A 26,420-nucleotide genomic window follows, 5' to 3' on the forward strand; every position below is an offset into this window, starting at 1 on the left:
GAATAACTGTTTTTTCGATGTATTTTTGCAAAAATCCAAAAATAAACAATGTCTCAAAACACTTTAGAAATACAAAGAGAAGAGAAGAAAGAACTTTATGCATACCAAAAAGGCGATATTGACGCTATTTTTGACCGTTTAGACAATGCTCCTCCAAAACATCATTTACTGTATCAGCTTCCGACCGGCGGAGGAAAAACAGTAATATTTTCTGAAATCGTTCGTCGTTATCTATCTACTAACGACAAAAAAGTTGTGGTCTTAACGCACCGTATCGAACTTTGTAAACAAACCTCAAAAATGTTAACTGGTTTTGGTGTGACCAATAAAATAATCAACAGTAAAGTTAAAGAACTGCCAGATCAGAATGATTTTTCTTGTTTTGTAGCAATGGTCGAAACTTTAAAAAACCGTATTAATGATGAAAAACTTCATTTGGATAATATCGGTTTGGTTATTATTGATGAGGCGCATTATAATTCTTTCAGAAAGTTGTTAAACTCTTTCAAAAATGCTTTTATTCTTGGAGTTACTGCAACGCCATTGAGTTCGAACATTAAATTGCCAATGCACCAGAGTTATAACGAACTTATTGTTGGAGACACTATTGGCTCTTTAATAGACAAAGGATTTTTGGCAAGAGCTACAACATATAGTTATGATGTTGGTTTGACTTCATTAAAAGTGGGTATTAACGGTGATTATACCGTAAAATCATCTGATGATTTATATACTAACACCTTAATGCAAGAAAAACTTTTGCATGCTTATACAGAACGTTCTTTGGGTAAAAAGACATTAATTTTTAATAACGGTATCCATACTTCTTTATATGTTTATGAAACTTTTAGAGAAGCAGGTTACGATATTAGACACTTAGACAACACAAGTAGTTCAGAAGAACGTAAGGATATTTTGCAATGGTTTAAAAAGACTCCAGATGCAATTTTGACATCTGTTGGAATTTTGACAACTGGTTTTGACGAACCAACGGTAGAAACTATCATTTTGAACAGAGCAACAAAATCGTTGACTTTATATTTCCAAATGATTGGTCGCGGTTCTCGTAAATTACCTGGAAAAGATGAATTTACAGTAATCGATTTAGGAAACAATGCCGCTCGTTTTGGTTTATGGAGTGATCCTGTAAACTGGCAGCATATTTTTAAATCTCCAGAGTTTTATTTAGAAAATCTGCGTGACGACCATGAAATCGAAATGTTTTTCAAATACAGCATGCCAGCTGAATTAAGAGCAAAATTCAGTAAAACTGCCGATGTTAGTTTTGATGTTGATGAAGAACATAAATTAATTATAAAACAAAACCTTCGTTCAAAAGTAGTTCTTGACAAATCTTTAGAACAGCATTCTGCCATGTGCGTAGATAATACCGAAACGCTTCAGGAAGCAAAAATGTTGGCTAAAGAATTAGATGATGATATTGAAGATCGTATCAAACGATATTCGAAATGTCTAAGTCAATGCAGTAAAAACTACCGCGAATGGCTGGTTGATGATTACAAGCAAAGATTAACGTTATTAATTGGTAAAAAATATCGTGAGAAAATCATGAACGAACCAGATTGATAATAATTAAGTTTTAATTGTTTCAGGTTTCATGTTTCAAGTTACTGGAATCTAAAACATTATTTATAATACAAAAGGAGAAATAGCATTTCAAAAGAAATGTAATTTCTCCTTTCAACTTATTGAGTTTCTATGTAACTTGAAACATGAAACTTTAAACAAAAAAACTAAAAAAATGTCTAAACAATTTTCAACATTAGGACTTTCAGCGCCAATTCTAAAAGCTTTAGGCGAATTAAACATCGTTGAACCAACTGAAATTCAACAAAAAACAATTCCGCTTTTATTATCTGAAACTCATGATATTGTAGGTTTAGCTAAAACTGGAACTGGAAAAACAGCAGCATTTGGTTTACCATTATTGCAATTAATTAAACCAGAATCTACTGCAGTTCAAACTGTTATTCTTGTGCCTACAAGAGAATTAGGACAGCAGATTGTTAGAAATTTAGAGAGTTTTGCAAAATATATTCCTAGTATATCAATTGCTTCAATTTGTGGAGGAACTCCAATAAAACCGCAAATCGAAAGATTGAAAGAAGGTGCTCAGATTGTTGTAGCAACGCCAGGACGTTTGATCGATTTAATTCAGAGAAAAGCAATCGACTTAAAAACTACCGAATATTTAGTTTTAGATGAAGCAGACGAAATGATTGCTATTCTAAAAGAAGGTTTAGACGAAATTGTTGCAGAGCTTCCTAAGAAACGTCGTACCTTATTATTTTCTGCAACACTTCCGGGCGCTATAAAACAATTGGTACAGAATTATTTGAATAAAAATGTAGTTCAAATAAGTGCTAACATGGAAACGGTTGGTAACGAAGGAATTGATCACGAATATATTGTTGTAGATCCGATTGAAAAATTGGAAGTTTTAATGCACTTCTTAAATTCGAGAGATGGTGAAAGAGGAATTATTTTCTGTAAAACAAAAGCCGCAGTTAATAAATTAGCTAAAAATCTGGCTATAAATAAATTTTCTTCTGGAGCGCTTCACGGAAGTTTAACGCAAGGAATTCGTGATAGAATAATGGAACAATTTCGCGAAGGACATATCAATATTTTAGTAGCAACCGATTTGGCTGCTAGAGGAATTGACGTAAAAGAGATTTCATACGTAATCAATTATCACTTGCCTGATACTTATGAAAACTATGTGCACCGAAGCGGAAGAACGGCAAGGGCAGGAGCAAAGGGACTTTCTTTGACTGTTTTACAACAAGAAGAAGTTTTTGAAATTGCCGATTTTGAAAGAGAATTGGGAATCAAATTTTCTGAGTTTAAAAAACCAACTGCAGCAAGTCTCGAAGAAAATAATATGCTTTTATGGGCGAAACAAATCTTCAAAACAAAACCCAATCATGATCTTTCGGCTGAATTGAAAACGAAAGTAAAAACGGTTTTTCATCATTTAACTAAAGAAGAACTAATCGAGAAATTAATGGCAAGTTATGTCCTACAGAACAAAATCGATATAGTTGAAAAAACAGTTAAAAAATTCAAAAAGTAAATAATATGACTTTTGTCATTGCATATTAAAGTTGTACTTTTATAAGGAATTATTCTATAATCCTATTAATTACAACATATATGAAAATAGTCATTATTGGAGGTGGATTTGCGGGAATTAATCTAGCAAAAGAGCTCGTAAATCAGCCTCAAATACAAGTAACACTTGTAGACAAAAATAATTATAACTTTTTCCCACCACTTATATATCAAGTTGCTACGGCATTTTTAGAACCTTCGAGCATTAGTTATCCTTTCAGAAAATTTTTTGCTGGTAAAAAGAATCTTAGCTTTCGTTTAGGAGAATTAATTTCTGTTTCTCCAGCCGAAAAGAAAATAACTTTAAGCAACGGAGATTTAGAATATGACTATCTTGTTTTTGCAACTGGAGCAGAAACGAGTTATTTTGGTATGGAAAACGTAATGAAAAATGCGATTCCGATGAAAACCTTAAATGATGCCATCGTAATGCGCAATACACTGCTTAAAAACCTCGAAAAAGCTGCAATATGCAAAGACATGCGCAAAAGACGTAAATTACTTACGATTGTTGTGGCAGGAGGAGGGCCGACAGGAGTGGAGGTTTCTGGTATGTTTGCCGAAATGCGTAAAAATATCCTTTTAAAAGAATACCCAGAATTAGACACTTCTGCAAGTAACGTTTATTTAGTTGATGGTGGTGATGCTTTATTAGCACCAATGAGCAAAGAATCTCAAAAAGATACTTTAGAGGCTCTAACAAAATTAGGCGTTGTAGTAAAATTGAATACTAAAGTTGTTGATTATGTCGATGATACAGTAGTATTTGAAAATGGTGAAACCATTAAAACTAAAAACTTAATTTGGGCTGCAGGAGTTTCTGCTAAAATTTTTGAAGGAATTCCGAAAGAAAGCTATGGTCGCGGAAGACGTATGGCAACAGACGAATTCAATAAAGTTAATGGTGTAGACAATATTTATGCCATTGGTGATACTGCGATTACAGCCGGAGATAAAAATTTTCCAGACGGTCATCCGCAAGTTGCACAGGTTGCAATTCAGCAAGGATTAAATCTGGCAAAAAACTTTAAAGCAATGGTAGCAAATAAACCCCTTAAACCATTTGCTTACAACGATAAAGGCTCTATGGCAATTATCGGAAAAGCAAAAGCTGTTGTAGATTTACCGAGTCCGAAATGGCATTTTAAAGGTTTCTTTGCTTGGATTATTTGGTTGTTTATTCACTTAATTTCTTTAATAACATATAGAAATAGATTAAACACTTTTTGGAACTGGATGGTTGCTTATTTTGCAAAAGATCAATCTCTTAGAATGATTATTAGACCAGATAAAAAACTTCAGAATTAAAAATTCAAAAATACTTTATAAAAAGAAAAGCCGAAATCATTGATTTCGGCTTTTTATTTATTATGATAAATATTTAGTTTTTCATATTTAGTGCGCAATCATAACATCATCACTATCAGAAATCGTTACTTTATTTTTTATAAAACGTTTTCCGATATTTAAAATAATAAAAGCTGTAATTGTTGTTGTGGTCATTACAGCGACCATTGGCGCTACAGAATCTTTTACAAAAACACCGATTGCAAATGATGCTAAAGCTCCCAAACCTAATTGGATAGCGCCCATTAAGGCAGAAGCACTTCCAGTATTTTTAGCGAAAGGAGCAAGCGTCAATCCAGCTGTATTTGGGTTTGAAATTCCTAAACAAGCTAAGAATAAAAATAACATTCCGATAGTTTCATACAATCCTAAAAGATCATTCAAAGCTAAAATCAAAAAGATTATACTAATAACAGATTGCGAAATCAAAGCTCCAAAAATCATCTGTTCACTTGAAAACCTCTTTAATAATATAGAATTCAATTGGCTAGAACCAATAAAACTAACTGACATTAAAGCGAAAATCCAGCCATAAGTTTTAGCGTCAACTTTATAAATATCCATGAAAATTAGAGGAGAAGCTGCTACGTAAGAAAATAATCCAGAGAATGCTATTGCTCCTGTAAAAGCGTAGGTATAAAATTGAGGCTCTTTAAGAACTAATAAGAAATTAGAGATAATTGGTTTTGGTTTTAATGAAATAGACGTATCTGGTTTATAGGTATTTGGAAGTCCGATTTGTGAAGCTATTAAAATCGCAATTCCCATACACATTAATATAAAGAAAACAGCGTGCCAACCTAAATCTTCCGTCACATAACCACCAATTGTCGGCGCAAGCATTGGTGAAAGTCCAACTACAAGCATTAAAAGCGAAAATACTTTTGGTATATCTTTTACAGGAAATAAATCTCGAACCATTGCCACAGAAGCCACAGTCGCGGCGCAACTTCCAACAGCCTGAATAAAACGAAGGAAAATAAAAGCATCAATATCAGCAACATAAATACAACCTAAAGAAGCTAATATGTAAACAAGAAGACCAATAAATAAAGGTTTTTTTCGTCCAAAACGATCTAATAAAGGTCCGTAAAGCAATTGCCCAGCAGAAATTCCGATAAAATAACTTGATAAACTCATCGAAACTTTTGCGACAGTTGTATTTAAATCTTTTGCAATTCCAGAAAAACCAGGCAGATACATATCAATTGAAAAAGGACCAAGAGCGGTTAAAGAACCTAAAATAAGGATAAGTTTAATATATTTTTTTGTTGTCATTTTCTTAAAAAACGGCTTTTAATTTTTTGCAAAGGTAAAGATTTCATACCTTGTTATATAACTTCTCGAAGTTTATAACAATAAATTAAAGTTTATGCCTGATTTTTTTGGCATAACTATTTATTAATCTTTAAATTAAAAATAATTATGAAAAAGTACCTTTTATTAGTCGCAGTTCTATTTACATCAATTTCATTTGCCCAAACCATTACATCTAAACAAGAAGATGCAAGCTCAGCGCAATATGAGCTCTTAAAAAAAGTAAATCAGTATTATCCTGATATTACACTTAGTAAATCTGTCACAAATTTTTACGCAGATGGAAATATCATCGATACACAGCAGGACTTTGATTTAAGAGGAACAAAATTTTCTAGTTATAAATTAGGTATCGAACCTGATAACAAAAAAGTTAAATTTGATTATACTTCAACTGAAGCAGGTCACGTATACGGCGACGTTACTATTTTTAATGGAAATGCATTAAGAACAACTTTTAACGAAAAAACAAATCAAATTGATGTTTCTATAAACGGAAAATCAGTTTATTTGAAAAAATTATAAGTTTTATTTAATTTCAAAAAAGCATCATAATTTTATGGTGCTTTTTTAGTTTATATTTGATTCAAATTCTAATTAAATTTCTACAATGAAAAAAATCATTCTTTTGCTCGTATTTATAATTTCCGCAAAATCTTTTTCACAGAATCGATTCTCAGGAACCTGGAGCAATGAAAAATGTAAAGACTGCAAGAAAGAATATATTTTTACAATTACCATAGCGCAATCTAATTCTGCGATTTTTGGAACGGCAGAAATTACAAGTGATCATAAAGAATTAAATTCAGGAATTTTAGAAGTTTCCGGATATGTTTATCCGCTTGGCGATAAAGCGCAGATTAAACTTAAAGATAAAGACGGAATTTCTTCAAGTGCAGTTTTAATGGCAAACGATGGAGCATTGCAATTTTCAAAACGTGGCGGTGCAGATTTAGTTCCAAAAGAAATCATTCTAAGCAAATTATATGAATAGCTTCTATTTTGAAGTTATTTCAATTTGAATCATAATTTATAGTATGATTTGCAGTATGTCCAAGAAGATGTTAACAACTTTATCAACATCGATTTTAACACCCCTTTTGTAGAAATCTAAAGGTATAAAAAAAATATGGACATAAAAAAACCCCGTTTTATTGGGGTTTATTTATTATGATTTTTTATGTTTTATTCCTCTAATACATCACTCGGAGATAATAAATCTAAGTCGTTGGCTACAGAAGCAATATTTCTATAAAAGTGTATACTTATATTAGCTTTCGTATAACAATAAACATCAAATTTATTATTTCCTAAATCTTCAATTTTCATGTGTGTAACAAGCAAATCTTTTGCTTTTTTTTCATCTATCTTCTTACCAATTACTTTATCTGAATAGTATTTAAAGATTTTTACCGCTTCATTGTAAGTATACATATTTATATTTTTTAGTTATTCTTTTACGTCATTACTTTTTCATTAATAAAATAGAACTTTTTATTTGGTTTCATCTAATAGATATAAGACTAATTATTAATCCTTTGAAAAATAAGGGTCAATAGAAGATCTTGTACCAACAATGTTTTGACCATACAGAAAGTTTAAATCGTCTGAATATATTTGAGAAAAATCTAAACGAATCTTTTTCCCCCTAGAAGAATTTGGAGCATTCTGAGTAACAATAGAATGAGGCTGTATGTTTTTAAAAAGAACGCTTTCAGTTTTATAACAACTTCCATTGTCAATAATGTAACATACATCTACATAGGCATTATTAACTACATAATCAGAATCATTTTCAAAAGAAATTTGTAAATTCTCAATACCTCCAATATCATAGTAATCAAAATTATTATTACTGACTTTAAAATAATTATTCCAATTATTTCTTATCTCTCTATTCTTAATAGTTAAATCTGCATCTTCATTTCTAGACACCACAATTGAATCTGAGTATCTCTCGACATCTATTTCACCAATTTTTTCTTTATAATCATTAGTAGATTGAGAGTTAATAAAAGATAAAGAAACGAGAACAATAAGAATACTTACTAATCCAATCAAAATTTTCAATAAAGTAGTTTTTTTCATGTGTATTATTTTGTGGGGTTATGGTTATTAAATATTTTCAAATATAATGCCAATAATTTTAATTTCACTTTGTCAATTGCTATAAAAGAATAAATAATTATACCTTATAAAAGTTTTTAATTATATTAGCAATAATTAACATAAAACGATGACACCTGAAAGTAAATTAGACCACATACTTAAATCTCTTTATGAACGATACAAAGAAGGACATATATTATATCTTCATAGCAAAGCTATTTGTGAACTAGCAAAATTAAACGTACCACCAGCCGAAGCATACCTGATTATGGTAAAATTAAATTCCGATGGTTATGTTGATGGATTAGAGTCAAATCAGTGGATGTTTAAAATTAATTATGAAGGGATTTTGTTTTTTCAGGAGGGTGGTTATAAAGCACAATTACGTGATAAAAAAAGGAAACGCATTAAAGAAGACATATACAACATTATAACCGCTACTGGTGCAATTATCGCAGGTCTTTATGCTATTTGGCAGGTTTACATTGAATTAACAAAACATAAGTAATTTATTAAAAAGCCTTTGTAAAATTAATACAAAGGCTTATCTATTATATAATCATTGAAATATTGTCGAGAAATATAATTACCAGTTTTTCGATTGTAAATATTGATGTAATGATAATCAAATCCAACATTTTTACACCAATTATGTAGGTAAAATATAGACTTACAAAATTCAATTTTTATAGGTCTTATAGATTTATCTTTATTAAAGATTGTACAGCTGTAAGGTGTTGGAGTAGTGTTAGCCATTAAATGTATTTATTTGATACTTTTAATTCTACCAATTCATCAGGACTTTTAACAGTAACGCTATCATTATCTCCTGTGTAAAACTGGATGATGTTATTATAAAAAAGTTCAACTTCAACACTCGGAATATTAGCTGTATATTTTTTATGCGCAACTGCGAATTCTTTGGTTTTTAAATTAAAGAAAATTTCTAATTGCGTATAATTCGTACTAGCATAAGCACCAGCAGACAAGTTTACTGGTTTAATAAAAAAATTGAAAAAAGGAAATGATTTTCCTGCATCAATCCTCGTAGCAGTATTTAAAGTGGTGTAGTTATAAGGAATCAAATTTGAAATAACCGTATTATCAAGTATATCGTAAGAACCATCTAAAAAAATCTTGATAGTAACTTTTGCAAGTATAGAAGCAGAATCATACCTTGAACTTAAAGAACCTCCAATAAAAGACTTTAATACTAGTTTAGGACGGTCATAAATTATTAAATCAGGTTTTGCAATCGGACTTGGCATTGTCATAACATCAACTTGATGACGCACCATAGTTTTAACGTCTACATCGTGACGAGGAATCGAATTAACATTTACAGATGTTACAGGAACACCAACGTTAGTAGTTTCAAATCTTACCTTTTTGTTAGCTTCAAAAAAGTGATTTAACGGAATCGTATTTAAATCCGACATCTCTAAATCATTAATTACTGATGTCATAAATAAATTATCAATACCAATAAACTCGATACGATCTTCTCTTTTATTATTTATAAAAACACCAACAATAAAAAATTGAACATCTATTCCCTCTAACAAATAATTAGCGCCCAAATGTACGTCATTATCCCAATCATCATAATAAGGGAAATAAGTTAATTCTTTTACTTTTAAAGCATAACTTTCATCTATATATTGAACATAATGTCTTGTATTCATAATTAACTAAATAGTGGAACTTTTTTTAAGTCCGAGTTTGATAAATATTTCTTTAAATCAGCTTTTAAATCACGTCTTGTAATAACATAATAACAGCCAATCACTAATGGTACAGTAATAACTTGCTTGACTTTCAATAACTCGTTAATGGTTTCTTTTTCGTTTTCGAAATTAGACCAAGGTTCAGTTATCCAAGTGTACCAAGGAGCGTCTTTTGTTTGCTTATTTGTTCCTAACCAAACTGCTAAAGATTCTGCTATGTCATGAACTTCTTTACGTGGTGTAATTTTATTCAATTCAATTTCTTTTGTCATTGGATTAGAAACCGCAATTTTTAAATCTTTTTCTGCATCTTCCAAAGCTTTTTCCTCAGCATCTTGCGTGAATTTAGAATACCATTTTTTCAATAATGGATAACACACAATGATACCTACAACTAAAAGCCAGTATTTTTGCAGAAAGTCAAAGAGCCAAACAGTATTGGCTTGGCTCTTTGTTCTATTAACTATCTCTCTTTGAACCATAATTATTTTTTCTTAAATAATTTATAAGCTAAAAGTCCTGCTAAAGCAACTAATACAACATTTGCAATAGTTTTATTGTTTGCGTAAAAAAGTTTGATTTTATCTAACATCTTGTTTAAATTTTGAATTAATAATTTTTATCGTTTTGGGCGTTTGTTTAGACTGTAACGCTGTAAACAGTATAAAAAAAAAGTAGCACGGGAATTATCAAATAATTGAATCTGAATTTCTTTTTAGCCGTTACCGTAACACCTGAAAGATTGTAATCTCCCATTATATCAATAGCATCCTGAATATCTGAATCATATATTAAATTATGGTCAGGGGCGCATTCATGTTTGATAATTGCTCTTGCAATGACTAAATAAAACTTTGCATCTACGATTTTAATAGTTTGGTCGGGGGCTAAACCGACAGCTTTTGACACAACCTCAATATACTTTTGCGTATCATTTTCAAAAGGCGGTGCATACTCAGTTATCAGTTTTCTTACTGTATTTTTGCCCTTGTCAATGTCGTTCGTTAAATCTCTGAGCATCGCACGAATACCGTATTTTATTTCTGTAAACTGTTCAAAATGTTTATCAGTATTTTGACTATTTGGGATTTTTCCCTGCCAAGCAATGTTTGTTAAAACCAAGTTACCCGGATTATTATTTCGAATCCCTCGAGTTAAATCCTTTCTACCTAAGAAACTACTCATTTTCCTCGGTAGTTAATGATTTAACAGGTTCTTGCGGTTCGTCTTTTCCAAAATCAAGTTTACCTAATTCATCAGATACAACCTGAATACCTTTTAGAATAGCAGTTACAACCGCACCATATTTCACGATAATTGCAATTATCGAAACAATTCCTTTCAAATTTTTCATGACTTATTTTGTTTTAATTGTTTTCTTTTCTCTAAATACTCTTTGAGTAAATCAACTCCCTCATGAAGTATAAGAGGGAGAAACTTTAATATTACCTTAAACATTAGTTTGAACGAATAAATGTACCCGCATAACCTCCGTTTTTTGCACGTGGATTAATTACAAACGCCATGCTGTCAATTACAACTTTACCGCCGTTCTTTTGCATTGTTCCCCAATGAAATGATTGAACACCCGTTTTTGTATTTGTAAATGTGCATGCTACAGAACCAAACCAACCTTTCTCAGAAAGATTAGATTTTGTTGTTGTAACACATTTAATAGCAATCAATTCTCCTTTTGCTAATCTCCAACCAGTTGTTAAATGTTGTTCTACACCTTTGTTTGGACCCGAGTTAGGAGTGTAAGTTGTAGACTTTGCACCTGAATGTTTTACTTTCTGCTTATTGTTGTTATAATTCTGATTATTAGAATTATAATTCTTTTTATAATTTGCCATTATTTTATAATGTGTTTAATTAATAATATGATTTCAGCCAATTTTTTTACTATGATTACTGCCGAATCTATCAGAAATACAATAAGATAGATTCGATAGTAATTTTTGGGCTTGCTATCTTTTTCTCGCAACTCTTTTACCTGAATTATTGCGATCGCTTCTTAAAAACCAAATCAATGCAATAAGCCCACAAACAGCTCCAACAACAATTTTCCAATTTCTTTGAAACCAAACCTTAATTGTTGAGCTAACTACAGTAGCACCAACCTGACCGCTTCCCTCTACAAATCCAGCACTTAAACCATCATTGATTCCAGTAGCAACAGATTTTGCGAAGATATTAGCACCTGCACCTGCAACAGTACCAACGGTATTAGCAGAACTTTGTTCTAAAGCTTTTGTTTGAGCATTCCAGTAATCTGCTTCGGCTTGTTTTCCTTGTGCTTCAGCTTCTTTTGCAAGCTTTTTAGCTTCTACCGCGTCAGTGACTTTTCCAATTACTTGCTGAGCAATCCCGCCAACACCTGGCACAAAACCAACGGCAGTAGTCGCAACTTTTACCAAGTTTTTGAACGAGACATTTTTTTTAATGGATTGTCCAATTTTTTTAAAGAATCCCATACTTTACACAGTTTTTAAACATCTTACGACGAAATTAATAATAGAGCCTTGCGACTTATTGATTTCAATACCAACAACAGCCACTAAAGGCAAGGTTAATCTATCCGTTAAACCTTGAACTACTTTTCCATCTCTAAGAACTGCTTGGATTGGGTCAATATCACGGCTTAAAGTTTGCAATTCGAATGGAAGATATTTTACAACCTGACCATTTGAGTACTGGTAAGACAAATCGCTTACTGAATCGTCAACAGTCATGACAGCCAAATCAAATCCCTGAACATCAATTTTTTTGTTGAACTCCTCAGATGCAACAGATTTTTGTTCGAAGAAAAATAAATTGTTTGTTTGTTGTGGTTCTTCAATACCGTGCAAATCGTAACGATTATCTGCAAGTAAATCCTCAAGAGTAATTTTAATACTCTCTTTATCTGCAAGATAAATTGAACCTTCATCTGCCAATTCACATAATGCTATCATAGCATTATTATCATCGGATTGCGTGTTTTCTGTTCCGTAGGTACTTGCTAAAATGAAATCTTTAAGCAAAACTTTATTTGCTAAAATGACATTTGAGCCGTTTCCACGTTCAATATAAATGCTAATTTTTTCAGTACTTAAGCCTGATAAAGGCACATCACTCGAAATAATCAAAGCACCGATTGCTTTTGTTACTTGTAATTCTGGCGATTTTGTAACGCCTGTAATAGTTGCAATTTTCATTTGTTATAAATTTTATTTGTTTAAATTTCTTTCACAAAGGTTATTACAACTATTATTTGACGTTTTCTAATTCTTTCCATTCCTTTCGAATTTTTTCTAAATTTTTCGATTTTAAGAAAGAATTTTGTACTCAATTAAATCAGAAATCATTAAGTATTTCCGTTTTAATGCAAGACTATCTAAGATGATTTGATACTCTTTTCTTGCAGTCGGATAGCTGACTTCAAGAATGTGCATTAATTGAGTTTTTGTAACTTTTTGGCTTGTATTCTGTGTTTTCATGGCTTATAAAAATAAAAGTTGATGTTCGTGGAATAATTCAGAATCAAAATCATTTACTAATTTTTCCTTTGTTCTAAATTCGTGCAGATAAAAATGTAATTTATTATTGAACCAGTTTATAAGTGGTTTTTCCGTAATCATGTCTAAATCTTCTAGTAAAAGATTTAAAGCAACGATATAAGATATATCTTGATTGTTTGCGTAATATTCTCTAAACAGAGATTTTGCAAGACGTTTTTTTATTGTTGTCGAAGAAAGAACAACCTTTTTTAAACGCTTGATTATAGGATTGAATTTTGTTATTTGGGATTGTAAAAAATCAAAATCAAATAGAGTTATAAGCTTTTCTTTATTGATTTGACTTTTTCCCGTATTCTCACGAAGTTCAAAAAAACCTTTATTTGCTATCTTCAATAACTCATAAAGATTTGCTTTATCAAATATACCCCAAGTCATTGCCTGACTGATATTTACATCTACTTTAGAATGCTCATTCAAACCTCTAAAAAACGCTGAATTTAATTGATATTCAAAACGCCAAACATTGTCATTTTTCAAACCGTTATTTGCGTAATATTCATTTATATATGGCTTTTCGGTCAATTGCAAAGAGAGAGTTTTGTTATAGCATCGTATTATTTTATCCGATGTTCTTTTTCCGATTTGGAAACCGTTAAGTATTGATTTTCCTTTGTAGGTTTCAAAATAGCTTTGTAAATTTTTTGGACGCCCAGAAATAAGGTAATTACCTGCAACCACATTACTATATAAATTACGGTAAGAATTGTTGATATCAGACTTATCAAGGCATATATCCAGTCTATTAACAGACTTAAAAAAGTAGTTCGTTTCATCGCAGAAAGCATTAATGACACCTCTTAAGGCATCGTTTGATAATGTATAAAATAGGTTGTTTTCAAATTGTAGTTGAGCAAATTGTTCACTCATAATTGCAGAACGCGGTCTTGCAGTATAAATTCCAATTTTTAAATCTTCATAATATAAATCTGCTCTAATCTCAAAAATCTTAGTTCCATATTCGTATGGTTTTAAACGAAATTTTGAATGTTCAGGAAATTCTCCGAACGGTTGACCCTCGAGATTAATAATTAAGTAGTCTATATTTATAAGAGTAGGTTTTAAATTATTGTTTTTGAATTTAGTTTGGGCTTGATGCCTTTCTTTATATGAAATCATTATTTTTTAGTAGGTTTGAGTGAGTTAGTTGCCGTTATACCCTACGGCAACAAGTGAAAAATCGAAAGGGGAGTGGTAAAATGTTTTTTTTAGGTGTTTTGCCACAACGAATAATGATTTCTTGGTAAATCATTAACAGTAAATTCTTTTTTAGAGATCACTTCTGAAATTTTCTTTTCAGATTCTAAAAATTTGGTTTTATAATTAGTTACTTGAGAATTGAATAAAATATTTATTTTATGAGCAAGTTGCTGAATTTCTCTAATTAGAAAATCGTGTTGAAATTTTAATTGAATTAAATCAACAGTTTCAACTGGATGCTTAGAATATTCATTTAAGTCAAAATTCAAACTAGCAAGTTCAAAAATCAAATTTTCACGTTTTTGAATTAAAAGTATAATTGTAGACATATATTAAGGTATAAGAAGATTATGTTTAAGAAGTTTTGAAAGCAATGTTTTCATTGAATTACAGTAAAATGTAAACTCATGTACACAAAAAGATTGAGTAACTATAAAACAATCCGTACAAACTTGAATCGTAATTCCTATATTTGAACCGCGGATTCTTAGGAATAATGTTTTGTATTTTAAATGCGAGGTTTTGCAAAATGGGCGCATTTTTTTCAAAAATGTTTTTGCACTAAAATTTGTGTGACGCATCTTGTTTAATTCAACAAGTAATAGCGTATAATTCTCTAAAGAGGAACGTTTTAAAGCCATTTGTAATTGTTAATTAGTTATATCACAAATGAACTATAATTTATATTATGTAAAATAGAACATTTGACTTTACTCAGTCTGTCTGCTTTTGCTTCTTTGTATCTAAATTTTACATTTCTTGTTATTGAAAAAAGAAAAAAATATTTCGCGAGAATCTCATATTCCGAAATATTATCAAGAAAATTAATTTTATGCGATTCTCAGCAATTCGTTTTTATAAATCGATTGCCTAATTTTCCAGATGACTTTAAATATACGATTCACGAGAATCGAATAATTCAGAAAAAAATAAATAAATTTGCTTTTATACGATTTTCAGAATCCTTAATTGTAAGTCAAATCAAAATAACAGATTTGAGTTTTTTAATCCAAAAAAAACCTTTTAACGCCTTATTATCAGTAATTCTTAACATTTCTTTAAAATAATTATATTCTGCTCAAGATACTTTCATTGTAAGACTTTATTTTAGTATTTTTACATTCGATACTTTAAAAATAAATTATCACATATATGAATACAGTCGCTGAACATATTGCAGATTTTTTGAAAGAATACAAACCATTTGATAATCTAACTTTTCAAGAATTATCAGATATTGCTACGAATATTCGTGTCATTAACTTAGAAAAACATGCAGTACTATTTCAAAATAATGATCCGCTTCATGATAGTTTTTATGTTGTAGCTTCTGGTGTAATTAATCTAACAACGATTGCTGACGCCGAAGAAACGATTTTAAACAAATGTCACGAAGGCGATATTTTTGGATTGCGCCCGTTTTTTGCTAAGAATAATTATATGATGACGGCAAAAGCACGTGAAGAAAGTATAATTTATGCTATTCCGATTGCTGTATTCAGACCTTTTGTAGCTAATAATTCTGATGTATTGAACTTTCTTTTAGAGAGTTTTGCTGTGAATTCACGCCATACAAAAGACAGTATGAGTTCTAATGGCAAATTGATTTCTGACACTGATTTCTTAGATCAGCAGACAGAAATGCAATACATTCAATCACTAAATTACAATAATTCGCCTTTAACAACCGAAGCAAGTTCTATCATTAAAGATGTTGCTATTTTAATGACAGATTCTATGGTTGACAATATCGTAATTTGCGAAAAAAATCACCCAATTGGAATTGTCACAAATGCCGATTTATCCTCAAAAATCGCGACTGGACGATATCCTATTACCGAAACTATTGACAAAATCATGTCTTCGCCAGTAGTAACGGTTATAGAAAATGTATCTCTAGCCGAAGCACAATTATTGATGCTAAAACACAATGTTACACATTTATGTGTTACAAAAGACGGAACTAGCAAATCTGTAGTAAAAGGAATTATTTCTGAGCACGATCTTATTGTTGCTCAAGCAAGTAACCCAGGTGTATTAATTAAAGAAATAAAACGTTCGCAACTTCCAAAAGATTTAAAACAGATTCGTGATCGTTTATCAGATTTGATTCAAAATTCAATTCAAAAAAATATTCCAATTTCGCATGTCAGTAATATTGCAAGTGAAATTAATCTAGCCATTATAAAAAGAGCAGTAGAGCTTTCAATTTTAGATTTAGGCTCCCCTCCTGCACGATTTGCATGGTTAAGCATTGGTAGTCAAGGGCGTAAAGAACAACTTTTACTTACAGATCAGGACAGTATTTTGATTTTTGAAGATGTTACTCCTGAGAAATATCGTGAAGTGAAAGATTATTTCTTAAGATTAGCAAAGCGCACTACTTCTATCTTAGAAAAAGTTGGTTACGAATATTGCCCAAATGGACACATGGGAAGCAATATGCTCTGGTGTAAATCATTGAGTGACTGGACAAAACAATATAATAGTTGGATGAATACCCCAGGTGAAAATAGCAATGACTTGAGTAGTATTTTCTTTGATTATGAAATTGTTTTTGGAGAAGGAAAAATTGAAGAAGCTATCGAAAACGTGATTTTCAAAAATGCTGTAAATAACACATTGTTTTTTGATTTTTTAGGAAATGATGCTTTAAAAAGAAATTCTCCTTTAAGCTTTTTCAAGAAATTTATTGTTGAAGAAGAAGGACCACACAAAGATAAATTCGATATTAAAACTCGTGCCTTAATGCCATTAATTGATGGAGCTCGTTTACTGATATTAAATGCCAATATAAAAGGAATTCAAAACACCTATTTAAGATTCAAGCAGTTAGCAATAACAGATTCTAAAAATGCCGAAATATACTTAAGCTGTGCAGAGGCATTCTTAACACTTTCGAAATTTAGAACTGTTGAAGGATTAAAAAATGACGACTCTGGCCAATATATTAATTTAAGAGAAATGTCAAAAACAGACAAAGAGAAATTAAAAAATGCTTTAGCCCCAATGAAAGACCTTGAGGAACTAATTAAGAGTAAATTTCAATTGACACAATTCTCATAAATATGCTAGACTGGTTAAAAAACATTAACAAAGACTATCCAGAATTCTGGAAGGACTATTTAACTAAATTCGAGACTAAACCTAATAAGTTTGTTGTTTTATCAACAGAAACTTCTGGGCTTAATCCGGATAAAGATGTTATTCTTTCTCTTGGAGCATTTTCTGTAATAGATGACAGTATTGTTATTAAAGAAAATTTTGAAACAGTTTTGTTGCAATATAAATATTTACAAGACAACGGACTTTCAAACGAATTTATCATTGAGAGCAAAATGATGAAAATGCCTGAACCTGATGCACTTGAGGCTTTGGTTAATTTTATTGGCAATTCTATTTTGGTTGGACATCATATCAATTTTGATGTCGAAATGCTAAATGCAGCTTTGGAACGTTTAGATTGTGGCCGATTGAAAAATGAGGCTTTAGACGTAGATATGATGTATAGAAAACTGACGGATATAAATGATAAACAATTTTCGTTAGACGATTTATGCGAAATTTATAAAATTCCAAAAAGCGATAGAAATTCTTCTTCTGAAGATGCTTACAGAATCGGACTTTTATTTCTTAAATTAAAATCTCGATTGGGAATTAAATAAATTAAATAATCTTTGTTAAAGTTTTAAAAAACAAGGACTAGATATAACATACCATTATCAGACTAAACGAAGTCGAAGTCTATTTCATTTTAAAATAATAAAAAATGCCTCTTATAAATTATTAAGAGGCATTTTTTGTTGATTTATATTTTTACTTAAGAAATTCTTTCTTTCATAATTTGTTCTACAACTTCAGGATTTAACAAAGTTGAAGTATCTCCGAAGTTAGAGAAATCTCCTTCTGCAATTTTACGTAAAATTCTTCGCATAATTTTTCCAGAACGAGTTTTTGGTAAACCAGAAACAAATTGAATTTTATCTAATTTTGCAATCGGTCCGATGTGATCTGCAATATATTGGTTGATTTCTTTAGACAAGTTTTCTTTATTTCTAACCTCTCCAGTTTCTTTCAAAATAACGTAACCGTAAAGAGCATTTCCTTTAATGTCATGTGGGAATCCAACAATTGCAGATTCTGCCACAGCTGGGTGTTCGTTAATTGCATCTTCAATTGGAGCTGTTCCTAAATTATGTCCAGAAACAATTACAACATCATCTACTCTACCTGTGATTCTGTAGTAACCAACTTCATCTCTTAAAGCTCCGTCACCTGTAAAATATTTTCCAGGGAAAGCAGAGAAATACGTTTCTTTGTAACGATCGTGATTACCCCAAATAGTTCTAGCAATTCCAGGCCAAGGGAATTTAATACATAGACTTCCAACTACTTGATTTCCTTCGATTTCATTACGTTTTTCATCCATCAAAACTGGCTGTATTCCAGGTAATGGCAATGTTGCATAAGTTGGTTTTGTTGGCGTTACAAATGCAATTGGAGAAATCATGATTCCACCAGTTTCTGTTTGCCACCAAGTATCCACAACTGGACATCTCTTATCTCCAACGTGGTCATTAAACCAGTGCCAAGCTTCTTCGTTAATTGGCTCTCCAACAGATCCAATAACTTTAAGAGATTTTAGAGGATATTTTTGAATATAATCTAAACTTTCTTTTGCTAACGAACGGATTGCAGTTGGCGCTGTATAAAATTGTGTGATTTTATGTTTTTCAATAATATCCCAAAAACGGCTAAAATCAGGATAAGAAGGAACTCCTTCAAAAATTACAGTTGTTGCCCCATTTAATAATGGTCCGTATAATATATATGAGTGACCAGTAATCCATCCGATATCTGCTGTACACCAGAAAATATCATTTTCTTCATAACTGAAAACATTTTTAAAAGTGTATGCCGTGTAAACCATATATCCAGCAGTGGTATGAACCATACCTTTTGGTTTTCCTGTTGATCCTGAAGTATATAAAATAAATAAAGGATCTTCAGCATCCATAATTTCTGCAACACTATTATCTAAAGCAACATCTAAAAGTGGCTGTAACCAAACATCACGACCTTCTTTCATTTTTACATCAGTATTAGTTCTTTTAGCAACTAATACTTTTGTTACAGATGGACAAGTTTCAAGAGCTTCATCAACAATTCCTTTTAAATCAATTGTTTTGTTTCCTCTATAACCACCGTCTGATGTGATAACCATTTTACATTCGCAGTCGTTAATCCTAGCTGAAACCGCTGATGCAGAAAACCCAGCAAAAATAACAGAATGTATAGCGCCAATTCTAGCACAAGCTAAAACAGAAACTGCCAATTCTGGAATCATTGGTAAATAAATACAAACTCTATCTCCTTTGCGAACTCCTTGCTCGCGAAGAACGTTTGCCATTTTTGATACTCTTTCGTATAATTCATTATACGTTATATGTAAAGCTTCTTCAGAAGGATCATTAGGTTCAAAAATAATTGCCGTTTTATCTCCTCTTTTGCTTAAATGTCTATCAATACAATTTTTAGTAATGTTAACTTTAGCTTCTGTAAACCATTTTACTTCAGCTTCAGCCATATTAAAATCAACTACTTTTTCCCATTGTTGGTACCATGTGAAATTTTCCTCGGCTATTTTTCCCCAAAATTTTCTTGGCTCTCTTATTGACTTATTGTAATGTTTGAAATATTGTTCTAAATTTTCAATTTTGTAATAGCTCATCTTTTGTTGAATTTTTTTATAAATGTATTAAATCTGAACGTATTCTTAAAATAATTTAATTCATAAATTTTATCAAAAAAAAACATTTTCTTAATAAAATATGATAATTATTTGCATTTGTTTTAAATCTTTAGTTTTTAAAACAAGTTAAAAGAAAAAAAAGGCATAATAAATAGATATTATGCCTTTTTAATTTAACAAATTTCAATAACAATTAATTTTGTAAAACTGCATTACAAATGCTTTTATACACTTTGAAATAGCAGCATCATTATTAATTACAATAGAAATTTCAACAAGTATATTTTATCAAATATACCCCATTATAAGGGATTAGCTTCACTTAACTTACTTTTCAGAAGTTAAGTGAATGCAATATGCATCTATATCTATTAATTTTAATAAGTGCTTACTAATTCAAAATATTATAAATCATTGATACAGTGCAAATCCCGTAAAATCGAATTCTACGGGAATTCCCAATTTCTTAATTATCCAATTTTCTTCATTGCTGTCATAGACTCTCTCAACCAAGCTCCTACTTCTTCGATAGGATGCTGGCGAATTTCTTTGTTTACAGCAATTAATACAGCATTATCAACACCGTTTGAAGTTGAAAATGGTTTTCCGATAATGTTAGTTTCAACTTTTTTCATGAATTCAGTCAATAATGGCTTACAAGCATGATCAAATAAATAACATCCGTACTCAGCTGTATCAGAAATTACACGGTTCATTTCGAACAATTTCTTTCTTGCGATTGTGTTTGCAATTAATGGCAATTCGTGCAATGACTCATAGTAAGCTGATTCTTCGATAATTCCAGCTTCTGTCATTGTTTCGAAAGCTAATTCTACACCAGCTTTAACCATTGCAATCATTAATACTCCGTTGTCAAAATATTCTTGCTCTGAGATTGGAGCTTCTTGTGGAGCTGTTTTTTCGAAGTTTGTTTCTCCAGTTGCAGCTCTCCATTTTAATAAGTTAACATCATCATTAGCCCAATCAGCCATCATCGTTCTTGAGAATTCTCCAGAAATGATATCGTCTTGGTGTTTTTGGAATAATGGACGCATGATATCTTTCAATTCTTCAGCTAATTCGTAAGCTTCAATTTTTGAAGGATTATTTAAACGATCCATCATATTTGTAATACCACCGTGTTTCAAAGCTTCAGTGATAGTTTCCCATCCAAACTGAATTAATTTTGAAGCATAAGCAGCATCGATTCCTTTTTCAACCATTTTATCAAAACATAAAATAGATCCAGTTTGCAATAAACCACAAAGAATAGTTTGCTCACCCATTAAATCTGATTTTACTTCAGCTACGAAAGATGATCTTAAAACTCCAGCTCTATGTCCTCCAGTTGCAACTGCGTAAGCTTTTGCTTGATCTAAACCTAAACCGTTTGGATCGTTTTCTGGGTGAACAGCAATAAGAGTTGGAACTCCAAATCCTCTTTTATATTCTTCACGAACCTCAGAACCTGGACATTTAGGCGCACACATAATTACAGTGATGTCTTTACGAATTTGCATTCCTTCTTCTACAATGTTGAATCCGTGAGAATAAGCCAAAGTAGAATCTTTTTTCATTAATGGCATAATAGCATTTACCACAGCTGTATGTTGTTTGTCTGGTGTAAGGTTACAAACTAAGTCTGCAGTTGGAATCAATTCTTCGTAAGTTCCTACTTTGAAACCATTTTCAGAAGCATTTTTAAAAGAAGCTCTTTTTTCAGCAATTGCATCTGCACGTAATGCATAAGAAATATCTAAACCAGAATCTCTCATGTTTAATCCTTGATTCAAACCTTGTGCTCCACAACCAACAATTACAACTTTTTTTCCAGCCAATGCTGCAATTCCGTCTGCAAATTCTGATTGCTCCATAAATTCGCAAACTCCTAATTGTTCTAATTGTAATCTAAGTGGTAATGTATTGAAATAATTTGCCATTTTTGTTTTAATATTTAATGAAATGAAATTTTATAATTGATATATAACTAAGATTTTTTTATTATTTAAAGGTTTCTAACAAAGCAGAAATCTCCATTTTTTGTTTTGAAACTGAAATTCTTCCCGAACGTACAAACTGCATAATTCCGTATGGTTTGAATTTTTCGTATAATTCTTCAATTTCAGAACGTCTTCCTGATTTTGAAATCACGAAGAAATCACGAGAAACCGTTACAATTGTAGACTGGCTTTCTTTGATGATATTCTGAATTTGTTTCTCGTCAAACAACAAACTTGAAGCAATTTTAAACAGAGCATTTTCTAAGAAAATTGTTTCTTCATCCGTATGGTAAAATGCTTTTATAACTTCAATTTGTTTTTCAATTTGGCCTACAATATTCTGAACCCACTTCTCTGTAGTATTTACTACAATGATAAATCTTGAAACATTCTCTATTTCTGATTCTGAAACATTTAGACTTAATATATTAATGTGACGCTTTAAGAATATTCCAGATATTCTATTCAACAATCCCACGTTATTTTCTGAGTATACCGATATGGTAAATGTTTTATCTTCCATGTAATTTTTGTTTAAAGTTTTTCTTATTTCAGGTTTCACGTTCCAACTTTAACTTGAAACTTTTAACCTGAAACTTGAAACTTTTTTTCTTTAGCTTAATCTAATTTCTGAAACACACGCTCCTGTTGGAATCATTGGAAAAACGTTATTTTCCTTTTCCACCATGACTTCTAAGAAGTAAGATTCTTTAGAAGCAAGCATTTCTGCTACTGCTTCGTCTAAATCATCGCGACTTGTTACTTTTTTAGATTTAATATGGTATCCTTCTGCAATGGCAACAAAATTTGGATTAATCATTTTTGTTGACGCATATCGGTTGTCAAAAAACAATTCTTGCCATTGACGCACCATTCCTAAAAATTCATTATTTAAAATAACAATCTTAACCGGAACTTGAGTTTGGAAAATGGTACCCAATTCCTGAATTGTCATTTGGAAACCACCATCACCAATAATCGCTACAACTTCGCGTTCAGGTTTACCCATTTTTGCTCCAATTGCTGCTGGAAGCGCAAATCCCATTGTACCTAATCCTCCAGAAGTGATATTACTTTTGGTTGAATTGAATTTGGCATAACGACAAGCAAACATTTGGTGTTGTCCAACATCTGAAACGATAATTGCATCTCCTTTTGAATGTTTATTGATCATTTCGATAGTTTCTCCCATCGAAATTCCCTTGCCGTTTGTTGGATTCAACTCTTCTTTAATTACAGAATTGAATTCAACTTCTCTTAAAGCTTTAAATTCGTTAAGCCATAAATCATGCGATTTTGCATCTAATAATGGTAATAAAGCAGCCAAAGATTCTTTTACATCTCCTAAAACAGCAACTTCTGTCTTAACGTTTTTATCCACTTCAGCAGGATCAATTTCAAAATGAACTACTTTTGCCTGTTTTGCATACGTGTTTAGATTGCCCGTAACACGGTCATCAAAACGCATTCCGAAAGCAATCAAAACATCACATTCGTTAGTTAATAAATTAGGTGCATAATTTCCGTGCATTCCTAACATTCCCACATTTAACGGGTGATCTGTCGGTAAAGCTGAAAGTCCTAAAATAGTCCATGCAGACGGAATTCCAGATTTTTCAATTACCGCTTTAAATTCTTCTTCTGCTTTTCCAAGTATAATTCCTTGTCCAAAAACGATTAATGGCTTTTTTGCATTATTGATCAAAGCAGCAGCTTCAGCAACTTTTTCTAAATTTAATTTCGGAACTGGAACATAACTTCTAATTCCAGTGCATTTTTCATAACTAAAATCAAACTCATCAAATTGAGCATTTTTAGTAATATCAATCAATACAGGTCCTGGACGTCCAGAACGAGCAATGTAAAATGCTTTTGCAATAATTTCAGGAATTTGAGAAGCTTCAGTTACCTGAAAATTCCATTTAGTAACCGGAGTTGAAATTCCGATAATATCCGTTTCCTGAAATGCATCAGAACCTAATAAATGTCTTCCAACTTGTCCTGTAATACAAACCATTGGAGTTGAATCAATCTGAGCATCAGCGATTCCCGTAACTAAATTAGTTGCTCCTGGTCCAGAAGTAGCAATTGCTACTCCTACTTTTCCTGTAGCTCTTGCATAACCTTGAGCTGCATGCGTTGCACCTTGTTCGTGACGTACTAAAACGTGGTGTAACTGATCTTGAAATTTATATAACTCGTCGTAAACTGGCATGATTGCTCCACCTGGATAACCATAAACCAAATCTACTCCTTCTTCTAACAAACATCTTATAACGGCTTCTGCCCCTGATATTCTCATAGTATATTGTTTTTCAAGAATCAATTTCAATTTTTTAATTGATTCTTGATATTATTGTTTTAAAATTAATTATCGGTAACGCAACCTGTAGAAGCGCTTGACACCGATCTAGCGTATTTAAGCAAAACTCCTCTGTCAACTTTTAAAGCTGGCTTAACCCAAGCTGCTTTTCTAGCTGCAAATTCTTCGTCAGATATCTTCAGATCGATTGTATTTTTCACAGCATCGATAGCGATCATATCTCCATCTTTTACTAGTGCAATACCTCCACCGTCATATGCTTCTGGTGTAACGTGACCTACCACGAAACCGTGCGAACCGCCCGAGAATCTACCGTCTGTAATTAGTGCACAACTGCTTCCTAATCCAGCACCAATAATAGCAGATGTAGGCTTCAGCATTTCAGGCATTCCCGGACCACCTTTTGGTCCACAACCTCTGATGACGACTACATTACCTGGTTTAATCTTTCCGGCTTGAAGACCTGGAATTACTTCAAATTCACCTTCAAAAACTACAGCTGGCCCTTCGAAATATTCTCCTTCTTTACCGCTGATTTTTGCTACAGCACCTTCAGAAGCAAGATTTCCGTATAAAACCTGAATATTTCCTGTTGGTTTTAATGCTTTTTGAATTTCGTGGATAACTTCTTGTCCGTCTTGTAAATCTGGAGTCGAAGCTAAATTTTCAGCAACTGTTTTTCCTGTTACAGTTAAACAATCTCCGTGAATCAATCCAACTTTCAATAAATATTTCATTACTCCCGGAATACCTCCAACTTCATGAATATCTTCCATCATATATTTACCACTTGGTTTCATGTCGGCAAGAACTGGTGTTCTATCATTAATCGCCTGAAAATCATCCAAAGTAATTGTGATACCAACAGAATGTGCCATTGCAATTAAGTGCATAACAGCGTTTGTAGAACCTCCTAAAACCGCTACAATTGTAATAGCATTTTCGAAAGCTTTACGAGTCATAATATCTCTTGGCTTAATATCTTTTTCTAATAAAATTTTAATTGCAGCTCCTGCAGCAAGACATTCGTCTCTTTTTTCCTGACTTAAAGCAGGGTTTGAAGAACTGTAAGGCATACTCATTCCTAATGCTTCAATTGCAGAAGACATTGTATTTGCAGTATACATACCACCGCAAGCACCAGCTCCTGGACAAGCATTTTGAATAACACCTTTGAAATCTTCTGGAGTAATTTCGCCTTTTACTTTTTTTCCTAAAGCTTCAAAAGCAGAAACGATATTTAAAGATTCTCCCTTCCATTTTCCAGAGTGAATTGAACCTCCATAAACCATCATCGACGGACGATTTAATCTTCCCATTGCGATTAACGCTCCAGGCATATTTTTATCACAGCCAGGAATTGCAATAATACTATCGTACCATTGTGCTCCAGCAACTGTTTCGATAGAATCTGCGATTACATCACGAGAAACTAATGAATAACGCATTCCTTCAGTTCCGTTAGAAATACCGTCACTAACACCAATGGTATTAAAAATAAGTCCGACAAGATCTGCATCCCAAACACCTTTTTTAACATCTTTTGCTAAATCGTTCAAGTGCATGTTGCAAGTATTACCATCGTAACCCATGCTCACAATTCCAACTTGTGCTTTTTTTAAATCTTCTTCAGTTAAACCAATTCCGTACAACATCGCTTGCGCGGCAGGCTGTGTTTGATCTTGGGTGATGGTCTTGCTGTACTTATTTAATTCCATTATTCTTTTTTATTTTTAATTTTTTATTCAAAAAAAAACCTTCCAGTATTTGGAAGGTTTGTAATATAGTTTTTCAATTATATTTATAACATTCCCGATGCAGATGTGTGAATCACATTGAGAACAACGACAGAAGTAATAATAATTGAGATTTGCATCGCTTATTTTTTTTAGTGTTACAAAAGTAAATAAACTTTAGAAACTAAAAAAATAAAATCTCAACATTTCAAATACT

General features: G+C 31.8%; 25 protein-coding genes. 8 read left to right on the top strand and 17 right to left on the bottom strand.

The window, feature by feature from the left end; all coding sequences use genetic code 11:
• Window positions 1-48: 48 nt before the first annotated feature.
• The 3 genes from P0R33_RS00320 (at window position 49) to P0R33_RS00330 (ending at window position 4,443) form a co-directional block, all read left to right on the top strand.
• On the top strand, window positions 49-1,587 hold the full coding sequence (locus tag P0R33_RS00320) for a DEAD/DEAH box helicase (RefSeq protein ID WP_276173587.1): 1,539 nt from the start codon (window positions 49-51) through the stop codon (window positions 1,585-1,587).
• A 175-nt stretch (window positions 1,588-1,762) separates the two neighbouring features.
• Window positions 1,763-3,097 (top strand): DEAD/DEAH box helicase, encoded by a 1,335-nt coding sequence (locus P0R33_RS00325; RefSeq protein WP_276173588.1) that lies wholly within the window; start codon window positions 1,763-1,765, stop codon window positions 3,095-3,097.
• Between the two features lie 80 nt (window positions 3,098-3,177).
• Window positions 3,178-4,443 (top strand): NAD(P)/FAD-dependent oxidoreductase, encoded by a 1,266-nt coding sequence (locus P0R33_RS00330; RefSeq protein WP_276173589.1) that lies wholly within the window; start codon window positions 3,178-3,180, stop codon window positions 4,441-4,443.
• 87 nt (window positions 4,444-4,530) lie between these two features.
• Here P0R33_RS00330 and P0R33_RS00335 read toward each other — a convergent pair whose 3' ends face one another.
• Window positions 4,531-5,760 carry a multidrug effflux MFS transporter gene (locus P0R33_RS00335; RefSeq protein ID WP_276173590.1) on the bottom strand — a complete coding sequence of 410 codons (1,230 nt, stop codon included), beginning with the start codon at window positions 5,758-5,760 and terminating at the stop codon, window positions 4,531-4,533.
• 147 nt (window positions 5,761-5,907) lie between these two features.
• On the opposite strand from P0R33_RS00335, the gene P0R33_RS00340 reads away from it, so the two are divergent.
• A complete protein-coding gene (locus tag P0R33_RS00340) occupies window positions 5,908-6,324 on the top strand; it encodes a hypothetical protein (RefSeq protein WP_276173591.1) in 417 nt (138 codons plus the stop codon).
• 85 nt (window positions 6,325-6,409) lie between these two features.
• Entirely contained in the window at window positions 6,410-6,793 is a 384-nt protein-coding gene (locus P0R33_RS00345; protein ID WP_276173592.1) for a hypothetical protein, read from the top strand.
• A gap of 191 nt (window positions 6,794-6,984) precedes the next feature.
• Here the strand turns inward: P0R33_RS00345 and P0R33_RS00350 are convergent, their stop codons facing one another.
• Window positions 6,985-7,233, bottom strand: a complete 249-nt coding sequence (locus tag P0R33_RS00350; RefSeq protein WP_276173593.1) for a hypothetical protein — start codon at window positions 7,231-7,233, stop codon at window positions 6,985-6,987.
• A 96-nt stretch (window positions 7,234-7,329) separates the two neighbouring features.
• Window positions 7,330-7,887 carry a hypothetical protein gene (locus tag P0R33_RS00355; protein WP_276173594.1) on the bottom strand — a complete coding sequence of 186 codons (558 nt, stop codon included), beginning with the start codon at window positions 7,885-7,887 and terminating at the stop codon, window positions 7,330-7,332.
• 148 nt (window positions 7,888-8,035) lie between these two features.
• Between P0R33_RS00355 and P0R33_RS00360 the strand changes: the two genes are divergently transcribed.
• Entirely contained in the window at window positions 8,036-8,416 is a 381-nt protein-coding gene (locus tag P0R33_RS00360; protein ID WP_276173595.1) for a hypothetical protein, read from the top strand.
• 247 nt (window positions 8,417-8,663) lie between these two features.
• On the opposite strand, the gene P0R33_RS00365 is transcribed toward P0R33_RS00360, so the two are convergent.
• From P0R33_RS00365 to P0R33_RS00405, 9 genes are all read right to left on the bottom strand, one after another.
• Complete coding sequence (locus tag P0R33_RS00365) at window positions 8,664-9,593, bottom strand: hypothetical protein (protein ID WP_276173597.1); 930 nt, start codon at window positions 9,591-9,593, stop codon at window positions 8,664-8,666.
• A 2-nt stretch (window positions 9,594-9,595) separates the two neighbouring features.
• A complete protein-coding gene (locus P0R33_RS00370; protein ID WP_276173598.1) occupies window positions 9,596-10,117 on the bottom strand; it encodes a hypothetical protein in 522 nt (173 codons plus the stop codon).
• 157 nt (window positions 10,118-10,274) lie between these two features.
• On the bottom strand, window positions 10,275-10,820 hold the full coding sequence (locus tag P0R33_RS00375) for a hypothetical protein (protein WP_276173599.1): 546 nt from the start codon (window positions 10,818-10,820) through the stop codon (window positions 10,275-10,277).
• Window positions 10,813-10,989 (bottom strand): hypothetical protein, encoded by a 177-nt coding sequence (locus tag P0R33_RS00380; RefSeq protein ID WP_276173600.1) that lies wholly within the window; start codon window positions 10,987-10,989, stop codon window positions 10,813-10,815. Before P0R33_RS00380 ends, P0R33_RS00375 begins: the two co-directional genes overlap by 8 nt.
• A 103-nt stretch (window positions 10,990-11,092) precedes the next feature.
• The gene (locus P0R33_RS00385; protein WP_276173601.1) at window positions 11,093-11,488 is read right to left on the bottom strand and encodes a hypothetical protein; all 396 of its coding nucleotides are present in this window, start codon (window positions 11,486-11,488) and stop codon (window positions 11,093-11,095) included.
• A gap of 114 nt (window positions 11,489-11,602) precedes the next feature.
• The gene (locus P0R33_RS00390; protein ID WP_276173602.1) at window positions 11,603-12,109 is read right to left on the bottom strand and encodes a hypothetical protein; all 507 of its coding nucleotides are present in this window, start codon (window positions 12,107-12,109) and stop codon (window positions 11,603-11,605) included.
• Window positions 12,110-12,112: 3 nt separating this feature from the next.
• The gene (locus P0R33_RS00395; RefSeq protein ID WP_276173603.1) at window positions 12,113-12,832 is read right to left on the bottom strand and encodes a hypothetical protein; all 720 of its coding nucleotides are present in this window, start codon (window positions 12,830-12,832) and stop codon (window positions 12,113-12,115) included.
• Between the two features lie 285 nt (window positions 12,833-13,117).
• A complete protein-coding gene (locus P0R33_RS00400) occupies window positions 13,118-14,311 on the bottom strand; it encodes a hypothetical protein (RefSeq protein ID WP_276173605.1) in 1,194 nt (397 codons plus the stop codon).
• Window positions 14,312-14,400: 89 nt separating this feature from the next.
• A complete protein-coding gene (locus P0R33_RS00405) occupies window positions 14,401-14,721 on the bottom strand; it encodes a hypothetical protein (protein ID WP_276173606.1) in 321 nt (106 codons plus the stop codon).
• Window positions 14,722-15,544: 823 nt separating this feature from the next.
• On the opposite strand from P0R33_RS00405, the gene P0R33_RS00410 reads away from it, so the two are divergent.
• Together P0R33_RS00410 and P0R33_RS00415 are read left to right on the top strand one after the other, a co-directional pair.
• Window positions 15,545-17,458 (top strand): DUF294 nucleotidyltransferase-like domain-containing protein, encoded by a 1,914-nt coding sequence (locus P0R33_RS00410; RefSeq protein ID WP_276173607.1) that lies wholly within the window; start codon window positions 15,545-15,547, stop codon window positions 17,456-17,458.
• A gap of 2 nt (window positions 17,459-17,460) precedes the next feature.
• On the top strand, window positions 17,461-18,057 hold the full coding sequence (locus tag P0R33_RS00415) for a 3'-5' exonuclease (protein ID WP_276173608.1): 597 nt from the start codon (window positions 17,461-17,463) through the stop codon (window positions 18,055-18,057).
• 155 nt (window positions 18,058-18,212) lie between these two features.
• On the opposite strand, the gene acs is transcribed toward P0R33_RS00415, so the two are convergent.
• The 5 genes from acs to ilvD all read right to left on the bottom strand — a co-directional run bounded on the left by acs (window position 18,213) and on the right by ilvD (window position 26,185).
• Window positions 18,213-20,123, bottom strand: coding sequence for an acetate--CoA ligase (acs, locus tag P0R33_RS00420; RefSeq protein ID WP_276173609.1), 1,911 nt, complete (start codon window positions 20,121-20,123; stop codon window positions 18,213-18,215).
• Between the two features lie 491 nt (window positions 20,124-20,614).
• Window positions 20,615-22,084 (bottom strand): ketol-acid reductoisomerase, encoded by a 1,470-nt coding sequence (gene ilvC, locus P0R33_RS00425; RefSeq protein ID WP_276173610.1) that lies wholly within the window; start codon window positions 22,082-22,084, stop codon window positions 20,615-20,617.
• 61 nt (window positions 22,085-22,145) lie between these two features.
• The gene (ilvN, locus tag P0R33_RS00430; RefSeq protein WP_144212769.1) at window positions 22,146-22,667 is read right to left on the bottom strand and encodes an acetolactate synthase small subunit; all 522 of its coding nucleotides are present in this window, start codon (window positions 22,665-22,667) and stop codon (window positions 22,146-22,148) included.
• A gap of 90 nt (window positions 22,668-22,757) precedes the next feature.
• The gene (gene ilvB / locus P0R33_RS00435) at window positions 22,758-24,446 is read right to left on the bottom strand and encodes a biosynthetic-type acetolactate synthase large subunit (protein ID WP_276173611.1); all 1,689 of its coding nucleotides are present in this window, start codon (window positions 24,444-24,446) and stop codon (window positions 22,758-22,760) included.
• Window positions 24,447-24,511: 65 nt separating this feature from the next.
• Window positions 24,512-26,185: a dihydroxy-acid dehydratase gene (ilvD, locus tag P0R33_RS00440; protein ID WP_276173613.1), complete on the bottom strand. Its 1,674-nt coding sequence runs from the start codon at window positions 26,183-26,185 to the stop codon at window positions 24,512-24,514.
• Window positions 26,186-26,420 lie beyond the last annotated feature (235 nt).

Origin of the sequence: Flavobacterium sp. YJ01 (assembly GCF_029320955.1) — a bacterium.
Lineage (GTDB): Bacteria > Bacteroidota > Bacteroidia > Flavobacteriales > Flavobacteriaceae > Flavobacterium.